Consider the following 16,237-nt stretch of genomic DNA (forward strand, 5'->3'; position numbering starts at 1 on the left):
TACTTGCCCCTAGCTTAGTTGTCACGTCAACCAAATGACGGACGTGAAGCTCCAGAAGGGGAATCCCATGAGCACCGAGAACAAGGCCGGACTCGACGCCCTGCTGACGCCCGAGGAGAGCGTGCTCGTACTGATCGACCACCAGCCGTTCCAGTTCGCCAACCTGAACAGCCACGAACCGACGATGGTCGTGAACAACGTCGTTGGACTCGCCAAGACCGCCAAGGTGTTCGACGTGCCGACCATCCTGACGACCGTGCTGGAGGAGCGCGGCGGCTACCTCATCCAGGGGCTGCGGGACGTGTTCCCGGAGCAGACGCCGATCGACAGGACCTTCATCAACACCTGGCAGGACGAGCGCGTCGTGGATGCCGTCAAGGCGACCGGGCGCAAGAAGCTGATCATCGCTGGCCTCTGGACGGAGATCTGTGTGGCGATGCCGGCCATACAGGCGGCGGGCGAGGGCTTCGAGGTCTTTGTTGTCACCGACGCCTCGGGCAGTGGCTCGAAGGAGGGGCACGACATGGCCGTGCGCCGCATGACCCAGGCGGGCGTGGTTCCGATCACCTGGCAGGTCGTGTTGGGCGAGTGGCAGCGCGACTGGGCCCGCGAGAAGACCGTGCCGGGCGCCGTCGAGGTCCAGGCGCAGCACGGCGGCGCCTCCGCTGTGGCCTTCGCCTGGGAGACGCAGCTCCTCGCCGCGCGCGCCGGAAGCGGCGCCTGACATGACTGCCGCACCCGGGAGCGGTGGGGGCGGCATCTGAGCCTCAGAGGGGTGAGGTACTCCCGGCTGGGGCGGCCCTCACCCCTCGCAACCACCTCGGGACCGACCGGCTGCTGGAGCAGCCATTGGCCTGGGGGCCATGCGCCCATTATCCGTGGTTCGAGTCCGGCTCCAGCGGTGATTTCTATGCTGCTGCCCGGGGACCGGTCGTACGGAGGAGAGAGCGCCGATGCCGCAGAAGGCGATGGACTCCGTGATGCGCCCCGGGCGGGAGGCGTTGGGGCGGGTTCTGGTGGATGGGCGGATGATGGGGGCGGACTGGGTGGCTACCTTCGCCGCCGTCGACCGGGCCGCGTTTCTGCCGGACCTCATGTGGCCGTTCGACACCCGCACCCGCCACGCCACCGCCGTCCACAAGGCCGAGGCACCCGACGACTGGTACGCCGCCGTCGACCGTGACGCGCCGATCGTGACGCAGTGGGACGACGGTGAGCACACCGGCGCCGAACCCGGACGGGTGTCCACGAGCAGCTCCTCCATGCCGTCTGTCGTCTACGCGTTGCTCCGGGACCTCGCCGTGGACGACGGCATGGCGGTGCTGGACGTCGGCACCGGCACCGGCGAGACGGCGGCGGCCCTCTCCCACCGCTGCGGCGGCGACAGGGTCACCACCGTCGAGGTGGACCCCGACGTATCCCGGCAGGCACAGCAACGGCTCGGCGCCGCCGGGTGGGATGCGGCCGTTGTCGTGGGCGACGGAGCGCGGGGGCACGCGGACCGCGCGCCGTACGACCGTGTCCTGGCCACCGTCGGGGTCCGTGCGATCCCCGGGGCGTGGATCGAGCAGACCCGCCCCGGCGGGCTCATCGTCGCGCCGTGGGGCACGCACTTCACCCACGCCGACGCCGTGGCGCGCCTGACGGTGCACAAGGGGACGGCGACGGGGTGCTTCACCCGGCCCGCCGAGTTCATGAAGCTGCGGGCGCAGCGGTCGGCGCCGCCCGATCACGGTGCGTACGACCCGACCGACGGCGCCGACACCTCCGTCACCGATCTGACCGAGGCGGAATTCGTCACCGGGCAGTACAGCGCCCTCCCCTTTGTGCTGGGGCTCCGCGTACGGCAGTGCGTCCAGGTCGTGGCGGACAGGGAGTACGACGGGGAACGGGCCGTGTGGTTCTACGGGGTGGGGGACCGGTCCTGGGCTTGTGTGGTGTTCCGGGAGGACAGGACGCGCGTCTGGCAGGCGGGGCCGCGGCGACTGTGGAACGAGGTGGAGGGCGCGTACCGGTGGTGGGTGGGCCAGGGAGCGCCGGACCACACGCGGTTCGGGCTGACCGTGACGCCGGACGGGCATCGGGTGTGGCTGGACGATCCGGGCGTCACCGTGGCGTAGGGCCGTCTCAGTGGCCGGAGGGCGGCTCGAAGCAGCCGTGCTCCAGGTAGGGCCCGTTCGTGCTGACCTGGTAGTTGGTCTTCTGCGTGAACGCCGTGACGCACGCGTCGTCGTGGACGCGAAGGCCGACCCGGGCGCCCTCGGGTGTGATGTAGTGGTCGGTCTCGAAGCGTGCGGTCATGCCCGTGACGGTGAGCTTCCCGCCGAGCCGCTCTCCCCTCCGCCCGGTGCGCTCCTCCTCGTAGCCGAGCTTGAGCAGGGCCGCGCGCACGGTCTTGGGGTCCCACTTCTTCTGTTCCCACAGCCTCTTGAGCACGGGCTCGATGCGGTCGGCTTCCCTCCGCGCGTCCTTCGCACTGGCGGGGGACATCTCGCCGGGCCGGCGGAAGGCGTTGTTCTCGCGGTAGTGCGGGGCGCCGTCGTGGGCTCCGGGTTCGACATAAGGGGTCGCGGGGGAGCTGGGCGTCGAGGGTGTGTTCGGGGCATCGCCTGCCGTGACGCGCTGCTCGCCGCAGGCGGTCAGGGACAGGGCTGCGCACACGAGGAGGGCGGTCGCGACGAGGGGTCCGCACCGCTCCCGCACTAAGGTCGGCATGCGCATGACTCTGCCATGGCATGGCGGCCGCCGCCGTGACCGTGGAGTAAGCGGAACGGTCCACTCCTTGTCACCTCGTGCCCGCCGCGACGCCCCCGCGCTGTGTAACGCTGGGAGCCGGTCCGCGCGCCCAGCGCGGACCGGAATGCGAAGTGAGGCCACGGCGTGCAGAAACCCCGATGGAAGACCGTGGGGGGTGCCCTGCTCCGGGTGACGGCCGTGTGGGCGGTGTCGACGCTCACCATGCTGGCACTCGCGGGCATCCTGCCCGATTTCCGCTTGCAGGCCGCTGACGGCGACAGCGCGACGAGGATCGCGGTCACCGCCGCCAGCGGCGCCGGTGTGTTCGGCGTGCTGAGCGCGCTGGTGTGGCCGCTGCTGGTACGGGCGTTGCTGCTGATGCCCGCGTTGGTACTGGGGCTGCTGGTGTTCGTGCTGAACGGCTCGATGCTGCTCGTCGCGATCAGCCTGATCCCCGACGGGCGGGGCGCGGTGGAACCGGAGACGGCGGTCGTGGTGGCGGCGGTGATGTCGGCCGCGTCCTCGGCGACCAGCACGTTCCTGACCGTGCGGGACGACGGGGCCTACCGGCGCAGGCTGGCACGGCTCGCGGACCGCGAACGGCGCGTCAGCGGCAAGGACGGCGGCCGGGAGCGGCCGCCGGGGACGGTGTTCCTCCAGCTCGACGGGGTGGGGCACGCCGTGCTGCGGGACGCGCTGCGCCCGCGCGACAACAGGGCGCCGGTCATGGAGACCGTCTCGGCGTGGGTCGGCGGCACCCACACCGTCACGCCGTGGCGCACCGACTGGTCCAGCCAGACCGGCGCCAGCCAGCTCGGCATCCTGCACGGTTCCAACGAGGACGTGCCCGCCTTCCGCTGGTACGAGAAGAAGAGCGGTGAGGTGATGGTGAGCAACCGGCCGACGAGCGCGGCCGTGTTGCAGCGTCGCGCCGCCGCCCGCGCCGGGCACGAGGGGCTGCTGACGGTGGACGGGGCGAGCCGGGGCAACCTGTTCACCGGGGGCGCCGACGAACTGGCGCTCGTCCTCTCCGTGGCGGCGCGGCGCAGCAAGCGCAACCGCTCCCGCAGCGGCTACTTCGCGTACTTCTCCGACCCCGCCAACGCCACCCGCACCGCGGCCTCGTTCGTGGCCGAGGTGGTCCGGGAGCTCTGCCAGTCCACCCGCGCCAAGCTGCGCCGGGAGACGCCGCGGGTGGGGCGCGGCGGGCTGTACCCCTTCATCCGGGCGTTCGCGACGGTCGTCGAGCGGGACGTGGTGGTGGCGGCGGTGAGCGGGGACGTCCTGGCGGGCCGTACCGCGATCTACGCCGACCTGGTCGCGTACGACGAGGTGGCGCACCACTCCGGGCCGCGCAGTCGCGACGCACAGCAGGTGCTGGCCCGGCTGGACCGGTCGATCGCGCTGATCGCCAAGGTCGCGGAGCGGGCGCCGCGCGACTACCGGATCGTGCTGCTCTCCGACCACGGCCAGAGCCCGGGGGACACCTTCGCGGGGGCGTACGGGCTGACGCTGGAGCACCTGGTGCGCGCCGGGTGCGGGCTGCCGGTGCCGAAGGCGGTGGGGCGTACGGCGAGCGGCGCGGAGGCGCGCGAGGCGGCGCGGGCGGCGCTGCACCGCCCCGAGAAGGACGAAGAGGGGCCCGAGAAGGACGACGACGGGCCCCAGGGGGCCCGGCCGGTGGTGCTCGCCTCCGGGAACCTGGGGCTGATCTCGTTTCCCGACGTCCCCGGCCGGATGAGCCGCGAGGCTATCGAACGGCGCCATCCCGCGCTGCTGCGGACCCTCGCCAATCACCCCGGGGTCGGCTTCCTGCTCGTGCGCTCCGAGACGGAGGGCGCGGTGGTGCTGGGGGCGAACGGCGCCGAGCACCATCTCGACACCCACCGCGTGATCAAGGAGAGCCCGCTCGCGCTCTTCGGGCCGGGCGCCGCCGATGCCGTACGGCGGACCGCGCACTTCCGGAACACCCCCGACATCATGGTCAACTCGGCCTACGACGCGGCGACCGGCGAGGTGCACGCGTTCGAGGAGCAGATCGGCTCGCACGGCGGGCTCGGCGGCGAGCAGGGCCACCCGTTTCTGCTGTGGCCGGTCCGGCTCTCCGCGCCCGTCGCGGCGGGGGAGCAGCTGGTGGGGGCGGAGCGGGTGCACACGGTGCTGCGGTGCTGGCTGCGGGAGGCGGACGGACCGGAGGTTCCGGAGGAGCGGATTCCGGGAGAGCGGGTTTCGGAGGGGCTGATTCCGGGGGAGCGCATTCAGGGCGAGGATGCGCCGTCGGAACCGGTCTTGCCGGAACGCGTCTTGTCTGACGGATCGCAGGGTCTCGCGAAGGAATCCCGCGTTCCGGGCCCCGCGGCCGTACCATTTCCGGCTGCCGCCCCCGTCCTGCCGGACAAAGCCCGGTGATTTGGTGCACCGTACATCGTCCATGACGATGTTCACATGCTCGACCAGCACCACACGCGCCGCTTCGGTCTGCCCACGGCGACCGCCCTCGTCATGGGCAACATCATCGGCGGCGGCATCTTCCTGCTCCCCGCCTCCGTCGCCCCGTACGGCACCCTCAGCCTGCTGGCCTTCGCCGTCCTGACGGTCGGCGCGATCGCGCTCGCGCTCGTCTTCGGGCGGCTCGCGCGGCGCGACCCGAGCACGGGCGGGCCGTATGTGCACGCCCGCGCCGCCTTCGGCGACTTCGCGGGATTCCTGTCGGCGTGGTCGTACTGGACGATGACCTGGGTCAGCAACGCGGCGCTCGCGGTGGCGGCGGTCGGCTATGTGCATGTGCTGGCCCCCGGGCACGCGTCCAAGGGCATGGATCTGACCATCGCGCTGCTCGTGCTGTGGCTGCCCGGGCTGGCGAACCTCGCGGGGACGCGCTGGGTCGGTGCCGTACAGCTCGTGTCGACGGTGCTGAAGTTCGTCCCCCTGCTCTTCGTCGCGGTCGTCGGGCTCTTCTACTTCGACCCCGGCAACATGGGCCCGTTCAACGCGGGCGGCGGCAGCGCGGTCGGCGGGATGTCGGCGGCGGCGGCGATCCTGCTCTACAGCTACCTGGGCGTGGAGTCGGCGTCGATGAGCGCGGGCGAGATGGAGAACCCGGAGCGCAACGTGGGGCGGGCGAGCGTGCTCGGCACGATCGGCGCGGCCGTGGTCTACCTCCTCGGCACGGTGGCGGTGTTCGGCACCGTCGCCCACAAGGACCTGGTGAACTCCACCGCCCCCTTCTCCGACGCGGTCGACGCGATGTTCGGCGGCACCTGGGGCGGCACGCTGATCGCGCTGGCCGCCGTGGTGTCCATCGTCGGCGCGCTCAACGGCTGGATTCTGATGAGCGCCCAGGCGCCGTACGCGGCCGCGCGGGACGGGCTCTTCCCGGCCGTGTTCACGGCCAAGCGGCGCGGGGTGCCGACGGTCGGGGTGTTCGTCGGCGTGATCCTGGCGTCGGTCCTGACCGTGGTCAACTACACCTCGGGGTCGAACGGCGTCTTCGCGACCCTCGTCCTCATCACCACCTTCTCGGCGACGGTCCCGTATCTGCTGGCGGCCGGTGCGCAGCTGTACTTCCTGCTGGCGGGGCGCCGCGACGAGGTCCGGACCGGGCGCTTCGTCTGGGACCTGGTGCTGGCGCTGGCGAGCTTCGGCTTCTCCTTCTGGCTGGTCTCGGGGGCCGGGTACGCGGCGGTGTACCAGGGCGTGCTGTTCCTGTTCGCCGGGGTGCTGGTGTACGTGGTGATCGCGGCCCGCCGCCAGAGCCAGGCCCAGGGCCAGGGCCAGGGCCAGGCCCAGGGCGCGGGCGACGCGGTGGCCGCCTCGGATGGCGCCACGGCGGAGGCCGGTACTCCGTAACGCCGGGGCGGACTCGGGCCGCACCCGCCGCGGGTGACATCCGCGCCGAGGCGGACCAGTTCGCCCACTGGAGTCGTTCATCTCCCATGGGCACCGGCAATTGCCGGTGCCGCTGAGGCGCTGACCGTACGGTGCCGGAATGAACGGCGAGATGACAGCGGCCTACATCACCTGCTTCGGCGGTGCCGACGACATCCGGACCGGGCCGCTGCCCCGTCCCGTACCCGGCCCGGGCGAAGCCCTCGTCCGGGTCGAGGCGGTGGCGGCCAACCATGTGGACACCTTCGTCCGCTCCGGCGCCTACGCCACCCGGGTGTCCTTCCCGTTCGTCATCGGACGGGACCTGACCGGCACCGCCCTGACCCCCGCCGGGCCCTTCGCCCCCGGCGACCGGGTGTGGTGCAACAGCCTGGGCCACGACGGCAGACAGGGCTCGTTCGCGCAGTACGCCGCCGTGCCCGCCGACCGGCTCTATCCGCTGCCCGCCGGGGTCGACCCGGTGTGCGCGGTGGCCGTGCTGCACACCGCCGGAACCGCACACCTCGGGCTGTTCCGGGAGGCCCGCGTCCGGCCGGGTGAGACGGTCCTCGTCGAGGGCGCGGGCGGCGGCGTGGGCAGCGCCGTGGTCCAGCTCGCCACCGCGGCCGGGGCGCGTGTCATCGCCGTGGACCGTGCCGAGAACGCCGAGTGGTGCCGTGACTGTGGGGCGGCTCACGTCCTCGACCGCGCCGACCCGGACGTCCCCGCCGCGGTCCGCGGCCTTGCCCCGGACGGGGTGGACGTGTTGTGGGACTGTTCCGGCCGCCATGACTTCGAGACCACGGTCCCGCTGCTCGCCCGGGGCGGCCGCGTCGTCCTGATGGCCGGGCTGCGGACGCGCGCCGTGCTGCCCGTCGGCGCCGTGTACACCCGTGAGATCAGTCTCCATGGTTTCGCCATCAGCAACGCCTCGGTGACGGACCTCACGGCCGCCGCCGAGGGCATCAACCGCGAGCTGGTGAGCGGCCGGTTGCGCGGAAGAATTCGCGCCGAGCTTCCGCTGACGGAGGCGGCGCGGGCCCACCGCGTGCTGGAGGGGCTTGAGGGCGGGGCCGGCGGCCCGGGCCGCATCGTGCTGCTCCCCTGACCGGCATTCGCGTTATATGCATCATCCAGGAACTGCTGGGTAGGCGCCCGAATCCGACTGACGAAGAGAGAGAAAAAGTTGTGCCTGCCCTGACCGAATCCGATTCCGACGCCCCCGCCGCAGTCCGGCACCCCATGCTCCACCGGGCCATCAGGCGGCGCAAGAACCCTCCGCTGCGGCGCAGTGACATCACGGTGACGAAGGAGAAGGACGTTCACCGGGCGGTCAAAGCCGCTGCGCTGGGAAACGCCATGGAGTGGTTCGACTTCGGGATCTACAGCTATCTCGCGGTCACCATCGGCAAGGTCTTCTTCCCTGGCGGGAGCAGCACGATCCAGGTGCTGTCCTCCTTCGCGACGTTCGCGGTGGCGTTTCTCGTACGGCCGCTGGGAGGTATGTTTTTCGGGCCGCTCGGTGACCGCATCGGGCGGAAGAAGGTGCTGTCCTTCACCATGATCATGATGGCGACGAGCACGCTCGCCATCGGTCTCATCCCGGGCTATCACTCCATCGGTTACGTCGCGCCCGCACTCCTCATCCTGTTCCGGATGCTCCAGGGATTCTCCACGGGCGGTGAATACGGTGGTGCGTCCACGTTCATCGCCGAATACGCGCCCGACAAGCGGCGCGGATTCTTCGGCAGCTTCCTCGAATTCGGCACGCTCATCGGCTACACCGCCGCGGCCGGACTGGTCACCATCCTGACCCTGACGCTCTCCGACGACGCGATGGGCTCCTGGGGCTGGCGCATTCCCTTCCTCGCCGCCGCCCCCATCGGCCTCGTCGGCCTCTATCTGCGGCTGAAGCTGGACGAGACCCCCGCCTTCCAGAAGCTGGAGGAGGAGACCGGGGCGCAGGAGCGCACGACGCTGCCGTTCTGGCAGGTGTTCCGGACCCAGTGGCGCGCGATGGTGCTGTGCATGGCGCTGGTCGCCGCGTACAACATCACCGACTACATGCTGCTGTCGTACATGCCGACGTACCTCTCGTCCACGCTCCACTACAGCGAGACCAACGCCCTCGTCTCGATCATCATCGTGATGCTGGTGCTGATGGCGGCCATCACCTTCGTCGGGCGCCTCTCCGACAGCATCGGCCGCAAGCCGCTGCTGCTGGCCGGGTCCATCGGCTTCTTCGTCCTCGCGGTGCCGTCCTTCCTGCTCATCAAGCAGGGCGGTATCTTCCCGGTCTTCGCGGGCCTGCTGCTGCTCGGCATGTGTCTGCTGCCCTACGTCGCCGTGATGTCGGCCTCCCTGCCCGCGCTCTTCCCGACCGACGTGCGCTACGGCTCCCTGTCGATCGCCTTCAACATCTCCGTGTCCCTCTTCGGCGGTACCACTCCACTGGTCGTCGAGTCCCTGGTCAGCGGTACCGGCGACGATCTGATGCCCGCGTACTACACGATGATCGCGGCGATCGTCGGCATCATCGCCTCGGCCGTGATGAAGGAGACGGCCCGTCAGCCGCTGGAGGGCTCGCCGCCCGCGGTCGCGACCAAGGAGGAAGCGATCGCCCTGGTCGAGTCCCAGTCCCAGCAGACCCAGCGGACGACCTGACCGACTACGGCACCGCCGTGGCGCACGAGCAGTTCCTCGGCTTCGCGTAGGGAACGGCCTTCAGCGCGGCGGCGGTCTCCGGGTCGGCCGGGAGGAACGTCTCGATGGCCAGCTCGGAGACGGTCACGTCCATGGGGGTGTTGAACGTCGCGATCGTCGAGATGAACGACAGCACCCGCCCGCCGTGCTCGATCATCATCGGCAGCGCGAACGGCGCGTGGCCGCCGCCGGTGGCCGACTCCCGGCCGCCCGTCTCGGGCAGCGGATAGCCCGCCACCTCGTCGTACAGCTCGCGCAGCGGCGCGGAGCGCATCAGGGCGAGCTGGCGGTCCATCTGGTCCAGCAGATGGCCGCGCCACTCACGCAGGTTGCGGATGCGCGGGGCGAGCCCGTCCGGGTGGAGGGTGACGCGCATCGCGTTCATCGGCGCGGTGAGCAGATGGTCCGCCACGCCCTCCAGCAGCGCCTGGATGCCCCGGTTGGCCGCCAGCACCTCGTACGTCCCGTCCAGCACCAGCGCCGGGTAGGGCTCGTAGCCGGTCAGCAGCCGCTCCATCCCCTCGCGCAGCGCGCTCATCGACGGATCGTCCACCGCCCGTTCCGGATAGTGCGGCGCGTACCCGGCGGCGATCAGCAGCGCGTTGCGCTCCCGCACGGGGATGTCGAGGTGGTCGGCCAGGCGCAGCACCATCTCCTGGCTCGGCCGGGACCGGCCGGTCTCGATGAAGCTGATGTGACGGGCCGAGGAGTCGGCGCGCAGCGCCAGCTCCAGCTGGCTGATCCGCCGCCGGTCCCGCCATGCCCGCAGCAGGGGGCCCACCCCGGTGGACGCGGCGGGGGAGGCCCCGCGGGAGGAGGCACTACGGGCGGACGCGGACGGCGCGGCAGTCGTCATGTCCCGAAGGTAACGGAAGCCCGGCGGCCCCCGTGGCAGGGTGGGAGGCCGAGCCATCACCTGAGGGACGAGACGACGAAGGGACACCGTCATGGCAGTCGAACCGCTGGCCCGCACGGAGATCGACGAGCGTCTGGAGCGGCTGCCCGGCTGGTCGTTCGCGGACGACCGGCTCTCCCGTACGTACGCCTTCCACGGGCATCCGCAGGCCGCGGCCCTGGTCGCGGAGATCGCCCGTATCCAGGACGAGCTGGGCCACCACTCCGACCTGACCCTCGGCTACAACAAGGTCACCGTCACCGTGAACACCCACAGCGTCGGCGGCAAGGTCACCGAGCTCGACTTCGGGCTGGCCCGCCGCATCGAGGCCGCGGCGTCGAATTCTTGACCAAGCCGCTCCCCGACCGGCTCCGAATACCCCCATGAGAGGGCGGCGTCGACCGGAGGAGCGGGCATGGGCGGGCAGCGGCAGCGGATCGCCGTCGTCGGCAGCGGAGTGGCGGGGCTGACCGCGGCCTACGTACTCCAACGCACGCACGACGTCTCGCTGTACGAGGCGGACGACCGGTTAGGGGGCCACGCCCACACCCACCATGTGGCGGCCCCCGGCGGCCGGGTGTGGCCGGTCGACAGCGGGTTCATCGTCCACAACGAGCGCACCTACCCGCAGCTGCTGAAGCTCTTCCGCGAACTCGGCGTCTCCACCCAGGAGTCCGAGATGAGCATGTCCGTGGTGTGCGAGGGCTGCGGACTGCGGTACGCGGGCGCACGCGGTCTGCCCGGGCTGCTGGCGCGGCCCTCCAACGCCGTCCGGGGCCGCTATCTGCGCATGCTCACCGAGGTCCCGGCCTTCCACCGGGCCGCCCGCCGCCTCCTCGACCGGGAGCCGGACGACACGGTCACCCTGCGCATGTTCCTCACCATCGGCGGCTGGTCGCGCTACTTCGTCTCCCACTTCATCACCCCGCTGGTCTCCGCCGTCTGGTCCTGCGACGCCGAGACCGCGCTGCGCCACCCCGCCCACTACCTGTTCCGCTTCCTCGACCACCACGGCATGCTGTCGGTCACCGGCGCCCCGCCCTGGAGAACCGTCACCGGCGGCTCGCGCACCTACGTCGAACGCGTCGCCAAACAGCTCTCCGCCGTCCACTCCTCGGCCCCCGTGCGCACCGTCGTCCGCCACCCCGACGGCGTCGACATCGTCACCGAGGACGGTGAACACGCCCCGTACGACGCCGTCGTGATCGCCGTCCACGCCGACCAGGCGCTGCGGCTGCTGGAGCGCCCCACCGACGAGGAACGCGACATCCTCGGTGCCTTCCAGTACTCCCGCAACGACACCGTCCTGCACACCGACCCCACCCTGCTGCCCCGTAACCGCCGGGCCCGGGCCGCCTGGAACTACCGGATGCCGTCCTGCGCCACCCCCTCCGGCCGGGTGCTCATCAGCTACGACATGAACCGGCTCCAGCGGCTCGACGCCCCCCGCGACCACATCGTCACCCTGAACGGCGGCGGCCGCGTGGACGAGAGCCGGGTGCTGGCCCGCATGGTGTACGAACACCCCGTCCACACCCCCGAGTCGGTCGCCGCCCAGCAGTGGCTGCTCTCCCTCAACGACCGCGTCACCGCCTTCGCCGGGGCCTACCACGGCTGGGGCTTCCACGAGGACGGCTGCGCCTCCGGCGTACGGGCCGCCGCCGCCCTGGGGGTGCGCTGGTGAACCACCCCCGCCGCCTCGCCGACCGGGCCCGCACCCACGCCGCGCGTTCTGCCCGCGCGGGCCGTGCCGCCCGTGCCGCGCGTGCCGTCCGCGAGGCTTGTGCCGCTCGCGTAGCCCGTGCCGCCGACACGGCCCGTGCCGCCCGTGCCGCCCGCGCCGACCGAAACGATCCCGCCGCCCCCGCCGGGCCCGGAACCGCCGTCACCCGCACCCCCGCCCTCTACGAGAGCGTCGTCACCCACGTCCGCACCCGCCCGCTGCACCACGCCTTCACCCACCGCACCTACCTGTGGCTGGTCGACCTCGACCACCTCCCGCGCCCGCCCCGGCCGCTGCGCCCGCTGGCCCGCTTCGACCCGCGCGACCACTTCGCGGGCACCGGCCCCACCCTCCGCGCCGCCCTCGACCGCTGGCTCACCGCCCAGGGCGTCACCCCGCCGGAGGGCCGGGTACTGATGCTCGGCCACGCCCGCGTCCTCGGCCACGTCTTCAACCCGCTCACCCTCTACTGGTGCCACGACCGCGCCGGGGCCCTCGTCCTCGTCGTCGCCGAGGTCCACAACACCTACGGCGAACGCCACTGCTATCTGCTGCGCCCCGACGACGACGGCCGGGCTGACACCGCCAAGGACTTCTACGTCTCGCCGTTCTTCCCCGTCGACGGCGACTACCGGATGCGGCTGCCGCGCCCCGCCGAAACCCTCGACCTCACCGTCCATCTGGAGCGCGACGGCGCACGGCCGTTCACCGCGACCGTCACCGGCAGGGCCCGCCCCGCCTCGCCGCGCGCCCTGCTGCGCGCCGCCGTCCGCCACCCTTGGGCCACCGCCGCCGTCACCGGGCACATCCGGCTCCAGGGCATCCGGCTGTACCTGCGCGGACTGCCCCTCCAGCCGCGCCCCCGCCACCCCGTACAGGAGGGCCTGGAGTGACCGAACTGCACCACGTCACCGGCGCCGCCCACCGCCCGGCCGTCGACGCCGCCCGCTGGCCCGCCGTCGCCGACCGGCCCGGCCCCTCCCGGCCCCGCGACACCCTGGCCCGGACGGCGGTCCGCCGGGCCCTGGCCCGGCTGCCGCTGCGGGTGCGGTACGGGAACGGGCCCGTCCGCGGTGCCGCCGGTCCGCTGCTGGAGATCGCCGACCCCGAGGCCTTCATGCGGCGCGTCGGCCGGTACGGGCTGGTCGGCTTCGGCGAGTCGTATCTGGCCCACGAGTGGGACGCGGAGGACCTGGTGGGCGTCCTCACCGTGTTCGCCGAGCACGCCGACAGCATCGTGCCCCGCTGGGCGCAGCGGCTGCGCGGCGCGTGGGCCCCGCGGCACCCCGTCGGGCAGTACAACACCCTGGAGGCGGCCCCCAAACACGTCCACCACCACTACGACCTGTCCAACGAACTCTTCGGGCTCTTCCTCGACCCCACCCTCAGCTACTCGGCCGCCCTCTTCGACCGCCTCCCCGCCGCCTGGGACGACCTCGCCGACGCCCAGCACCGCAAGATCGACCGGCTGCTCGACCTCGCCGGGGTCGGCCCCGGCACCCGGCTGCTGGAAATCGGCACCGGCTGGGGCGAACTCGCCCTGCGCGCCGCCCTGCGCGGCGCCCGCGTGGTCACCGCCACCCTCTCCGAGGAACAGCGCCGCCTCGCGGCGCGGCGGGCCCTGCGCGACGGGCTCACCGACCGGATCAGCCTGCTGCTGTGCGACTACCGCGAGCTGGAGGGCCGGTACGACGCCGTCATCAGCGTCGAGATGATCGAGGCCGTCGGGGCGGCGTACTGGCCCCGCTACTTCAGCACCCTGCAGAACCTGCTCGCCCCCGGCGGGCGGATAGCCCTCCAGGCCATCACCATGCCGCACGAGCGGATGCTCGCCACCCGCCACACCTACACCTGGATACAGAAGTACGTCTTTCCCGGCGGCTTCCTGCCCTCCGTCACCGCCCTCGAACAGTGCGCCGCCCGCCACACCCGGCTGCATCTGGCCCGCCGTGACTCCTTCGGCGACCACTACGCCCAGACCCTGCGGCTGTGGCGGGAACGTTTCACCGCCCGTGACGCGGAGGTCGCCGCCCTCGGCTTCGACGCCACCTTCCGCCGCATGTGGACCTTCTACCTCGCCTACTCCGAGGCGGGCTTCCGCGCCCGTTACCTCGACGTCCAGCAGATCCTGCTCCAGGAGGCAGACCGATGAGCGACGTGGCCCCCACCCTCGCCCCGATCGCCGAACGCCTGCTCGGCGGGCCGCTCCCGGTGCGGCTGTGCGCCTGGGACGGCAGCGAGGCAGGTCCGCCGGACGCGCCCCGCGTCGCCTTGCGTTCGCCGCGCGCGGTGCTGCGGCTGCTGTGGCAGCCCGGCGAACTCGGCCTCGCCGAGGCGTACATCAGCGGCGACCTCGACGTCGAAGGAGACCTCACCGACGGGCTGCGCGCCGTGTGGAACGCCCTCCGCGAGACCTCCGGCGCCCCGCCCCGGGTCGGCCTCGCCGCCCGCGCCCGGGCCGCCGGTGCCGTCGCCCGGCTCGGCGTCGTCGGGCCCCCGCCGCCCGCCCCCGGCGGCCGTGCCCGCCTCGGCGGCAGCCCGCACTCCCGGTCCCGGGCCCGCGCCGCCATCAGCCACCACCACGCCTTCCTCAGCGAGTTCTACGAGCGGCTGCTCGACCCGTCCATGGCGTACTCCTGCGCCTACTGGACCAGCCACGACCCCTCCTACGGCCTCGCCGACGCCCAGCGCGACAAGCTGGAGGCCATCTGCCGCAAGCTCGGACTGGTCCCCGGCGCCCGTCTCCTCGACCTCGGCTGCGGCTGGGGCGCCCTCGCCCTGTACGCGGCCGACCGCCACAAGGCGCAGGTCACCGCCGTCACACTGGTACCCGAGGAACGCGACTTCGTGCGCGAGCGGGTCGACGAACTGGGCCTCGGTCAATTCGTCGAGGTCGTGCTCAGCGACTACCGCGACCTGCCGGGCGGCCAGTACGAGGCCGTGGCGTGCGTGGAGATGGGCGAACACGTCGGCCACGAGCAGTACCCGCGCCTCGCCCGCACCCTCCACGGCATGCTGCGGCCCGGCGGCCGCGCCCTCGTCCAGCAGATGTCCCGCCCCGCGGGCACCCCCGGCGGCGGCGCCTTCATCGAAACCTACGTCGCCCCCGACCTCCATATGCGGCCCCTCGGCGACACCATCGGCCTGCTGGAGACCGCCGGACTGGAGGTGCGCTCCTCCGAATCCCTGCGCGAACACTACGTCCGCACGGTCGGCGCCTGGCGCGAGGCGCTGGAGTCCCAATGGGACGCCTTCCGGCTGCTGGCGGGCGACCACACCGCCCGGATGTGGCGCCTCTACCTGGCCGGTGGCGCGCTCGCCTTCGAGGAACGGCGCATGGGCATCGACCAGATCCTCGCCGTACGGCCCACCGCGCGCGGGGTCAGCGGCATGCCGGACACGCCTGCGGCGTGGTACCCGGCGCCGTCGCTGGAGGTCGCGTGACCGCTTTCCCCTGGGCGGCTTTCGGCACGGGCCTGCTCTACAGCGCCCTCGCCGCGTTGGCGATCATGCTCCTTACCTTCCTGGTCGCCCTCGCCAAGGGCGTCCACCGCATCGTCGACGTGGCGTGGGGGCTTGGCTTCACCGCCATCGCCCTCGTCACCTTCGCCTCCTCCGACGGCCACGGCGACGGCACCCGGCGGCTGCTGGCCACCGTGCTCACCGCCGTCTGGGGGCTGCGGCTCGCCGTCCACATCGGCGTACGGCGGTGCGGGCACGGTGAGGACGCCCGCTACGAACGCCTCCTGGCCCGCGCTCCCGGCAACCGCCACCTCTACGCCCTGCGCGCCGTCTACCTCCTCCAAGCCGCCCTGATCTGGCTCGTCTCCCTCCCGGTCCAGGCCGCCCAGTACGCCGACGGCCCGCTCGGCCCGGGGGCGGCCGCGGGCGCGGCCCTCTGGCTGTTCGGCCTCACCTTCGAAGCCGTCGGCGACTCCCAGCTCGCCCGCTTCCGCGCCGACCCGCGCAACCGGGGCCGGATCATGGACCAGGGCCTGTGGCGGTGGACCCGCCACCCCAACTACTTCGGCGACTGCTGCGTCTGGTGGGGCCTGTACCTGCTGTCCTCCGAGTCCTGGCAGCCCGCCCTCATCTCCCTCCTCTCCCCGCTGCTGATGACGTACCTCCTCACCCAGGGCAGCGGCATGGCCCTGCTGGAACGCCACATGGCCGACCGCCCGGGCTTCGCCGCGTACGCAGCCCGAACGAGCCCCTTCCTCCCCCGCCGCCCACCCGACCCCTGACCCCGGCTGATTCCCCCACCCCGCCCCTCCCCGTAACCGGGGGCTCCGCCCCCGGTTACGGGGGGGGGC

General features: G+C 72.3%; 14 protein-coding genes. 12 read left to right on the forward strand and 2 right to left on the reverse strand.

Annotation, left to right across the window (positions count from 1 at the left end; all coding sequences use genetic code 11):
* The first annotated feature begins 67 nt into the window (after window positions 1-67).
* A complete protein-coding gene (locus ABZ370_RS27520) occupies window positions 68-724 on the forward strand; it encodes a hydrolase (RefSeq protein WP_358625840.1) in 657 nt (218 codons plus the stop codon).
* Window positions 725-953: 229 nt separating this feature from the next.
* Window positions 954-2,120, forward strand: a complete 1,167-nt coding sequence (locus ABZ370_RS27525; protein WP_358625842.1) for a methyltransferase domain-containing protein — start codon at window positions 954-956, stop codon at window positions 2,118-2,120.
* Window positions 2,121-2,127: 7 nt separating this feature from the next.
* Here the strand turns inward: ABZ370_RS27525 and ABZ370_RS27530 are convergent, their stop codons facing one another.
* Window positions 2,128-2,715 (reverse strand): hypothetical protein, encoded by a 588-nt coding sequence (locus ABZ370_RS27530; RefSeq protein WP_358625844.1) that lies wholly within the window; start codon window positions 2,713-2,715, stop codon window positions 2,128-2,130.
* A 165-nt stretch (window positions 2,716-2,880) separates the two neighbouring features.
* On the opposite strand from ABZ370_RS27530, the gene ABZ370_RS27535 reads away from it, so the two are divergent.
* The 4 genes from ABZ370_RS27535 to proP all read left to right on the forward strand — a co-directional run bounded on the left by ABZ370_RS27535 (window position 2,881) and on the right by proP (window position 9,267).
* Window positions 2,881-5,145, forward strand: coding sequence for a phage holin family protein (locus ABZ370_RS27535; protein ID WP_358625846.1), 2,265 nt, complete (start codon window positions 2,881-2,883; stop codon window positions 5,143-5,145).
* A gap of 36 nt (window positions 5,146-5,181) precedes the next feature.
* The gene (locus ABZ370_RS27540) at window positions 5,182-6,585 is read left to right on the forward strand and encodes an amino acid permease (protein ID WP_358625848.1); all 1,404 of its coding nucleotides are present in this window, start codon (window positions 5,182-5,184) and stop codon (window positions 6,583-6,585) included.
* Window positions 6,586-6,724: 139 nt separating this feature from the next.
* Window positions 6,725-7,711: an NADPH:quinone reductase gene (locus ABZ370_RS27545; RefSeq protein WP_358625850.1), complete on the forward strand. Its 987-nt coding sequence runs from the start codon at window positions 6,725-6,727 to the stop codon at window positions 7,709-7,711.
* Between the two features lie 134 nt (window positions 7,712-7,845).
* The gene (proP, locus tag ABZ370_RS27550; protein ID WP_358625889.1) at window positions 7,846-9,267 is read left to right on the forward strand and encodes a glycine betaine/L-proline transporter ProP; all 1,422 of its coding nucleotides are present in this window, start codon (window positions 7,846-7,848) and stop codon (window positions 9,265-9,267) included.
* Window positions 9,268-9,271: 4 nt separating this feature from the next.
* On the opposite strand, the gene ABZ370_RS27555 is transcribed toward proP, so the two are convergent.
* The gene (locus ABZ370_RS27555; RefSeq protein WP_358625852.1) at window positions 9,272-10,162 is read right to left on the reverse strand and encodes a helix-turn-helix transcriptional regulator; all 891 of its coding nucleotides are present in this window, start codon (window positions 10,160-10,162) and stop codon (window positions 9,272-9,274) included.
* A 91-nt stretch (window positions 10,163-10,253) separates the two neighbouring features.
* On the opposite strand from ABZ370_RS27555, the gene ABZ370_RS27560 reads away from it, so the two are divergent.
* From ABZ370_RS27560 to ABZ370_RS27585, 6 genes are all read left to right on the forward strand, one after another.
* On the forward strand, window positions 10,254-10,550 hold the full coding sequence (locus ABZ370_RS27560; protein WP_358625854.1) for a 4a-hydroxytetrahydrobiopterin dehydratase: 297 nt from the start codon (window positions 10,254-10,256) through the stop codon (window positions 10,548-10,550).
* A 66-nt stretch (window positions 10,551-10,616) separates the two neighbouring features.
* Window positions 10,617-11,885 carry an FAD-dependent oxidoreductase gene (locus ABZ370_RS27565; RefSeq protein WP_358625856.1) on the forward strand — a complete coding sequence of 423 codons (1,269 nt, stop codon included), beginning with the start codon at window positions 10,617-10,619 and terminating at the stop codon, window positions 11,883-11,885.
* Between the two features lie 257 nt (window positions 11,886-12,142).
* On the forward strand, window positions 12,143-12,817 hold the full coding sequence (locus ABZ370_RS27570; RefSeq protein ID WP_358625891.1) for a DUF1365 domain-containing protein: 675 nt from the start codon (window positions 12,143-12,145) through the stop codon (window positions 12,815-12,817).
* On the forward strand, window positions 12,814-14,076 hold the full coding sequence (locus ABZ370_RS27575; RefSeq protein ID WP_358625858.1) for a class I SAM-dependent methyltransferase: 1,263 nt from the start codon (window positions 12,814-12,816) through the stop codon (window positions 14,074-14,076). Before ABZ370_RS27570 ends, ABZ370_RS27575 begins: the two co-directional genes overlap by 4 nt.
* Window positions 14,073-15,368 carry a cyclopropane-fatty-acyl-phospholipid synthase family protein gene (locus tag ABZ370_RS27580; RefSeq protein ID WP_358625860.1) on the forward strand — a complete coding sequence of 432 codons (1,296 nt, stop codon included), beginning with the start codon at window positions 14,073-14,075 and terminating at the stop codon, window positions 15,366-15,368. Before ABZ370_RS27575 ends, ABZ370_RS27580 begins: the two co-directional genes overlap by 4 nt.
* Complete coding sequence (locus ABZ370_RS27585) at window positions 15,365-16,168, forward strand: DUF1295 domain-containing protein (RefSeq protein ID WP_358625862.1); 804 nt, start codon at window positions 15,365-15,367, stop codon at window positions 16,166-16,168. The genes ABZ370_RS27580 and ABZ370_RS27585 overlap by 4 nt, the downstream gene beginning before the upstream one ends.
* Window positions 16,169-16,237 lie beyond the last annotated feature (69 nt).

The sequence above is a fragment of the Streptomyces sp. NPDC005962 genome, assembly GCF_040629205.1.
Classification (GTDB): Bacteria; Actinomycetota; Actinomycetes; order Streptomycetales; family Streptomycetaceae; genus Streptomyces.

Coding starts and splice junctions, on each gene's coding strand:
- ABZ370_RS27520 (WP_358625840.1), top strand. CDS start 68: ATGAGCACCGAGAACAAGGCCGGACTCGACGCCCTGCTGACGCCCGAG.
- ABZ370_RS27525 (WP_358625842.1), top strand. CDS start 954: ATGCCGCAGAAGGCGATGGACTCCGTGATGCGCCCCGGGCGGGAGGCG.
- ABZ370_RS27530 (WP_358625844.1), bottom strand. CDS start 2,715: ATGCCGACCTTAGTGCGGGAGCGGTGCGGACCCCTCGTCGCGACCGCC.
- ABZ370_RS27540 (WP_358625848.1), top strand. CDS start 5,182: ATGCTCGACCAGCACCACACGCGCCGCTTCGGTCTGCCCACGGCGACC.
- ABZ370_RS27545 (WP_358625850.1), top strand. CDS start 6,725: ATGAACGGCGAGATGACAGCGGCCTACATCACCTGCTTCGGCGGTGCC.
- proP (WP_358625889.1), top strand. CDS start 7,846: ATGCTCCACCGGGCCATCAGGCGGCGCAAGAACCCTCCGCTGCGGCGC.
- ABZ370_RS27555 (WP_358625852.1), bottom strand. CDS start 10,162: ATGACGACTGCCGCGCCGTCCGCGTCCGCCCGTAGTGCCTCCTCCCGC.
- ABZ370_RS27560 (WP_358625854.1), top strand. CDS start 10,254: ATGGCAGTCGAACCGCTGGCCCGCACGGAGATCGACGAGCGTCTGGAG.
- ABZ370_RS27565 (WP_358625856.1), top strand. CDS start 10,617: ATGGGCGGGCAGCGGCAGCGGATCGCCGTCGTCGGCAGCGGAGTGGCG.
- ABZ370_RS27580 (WP_358625860.1), top strand. CDS start 14,073: ATGAGCGACGTGGCCCCCACCCTCGCCCCGATCGCCGAACGCCTGCTC.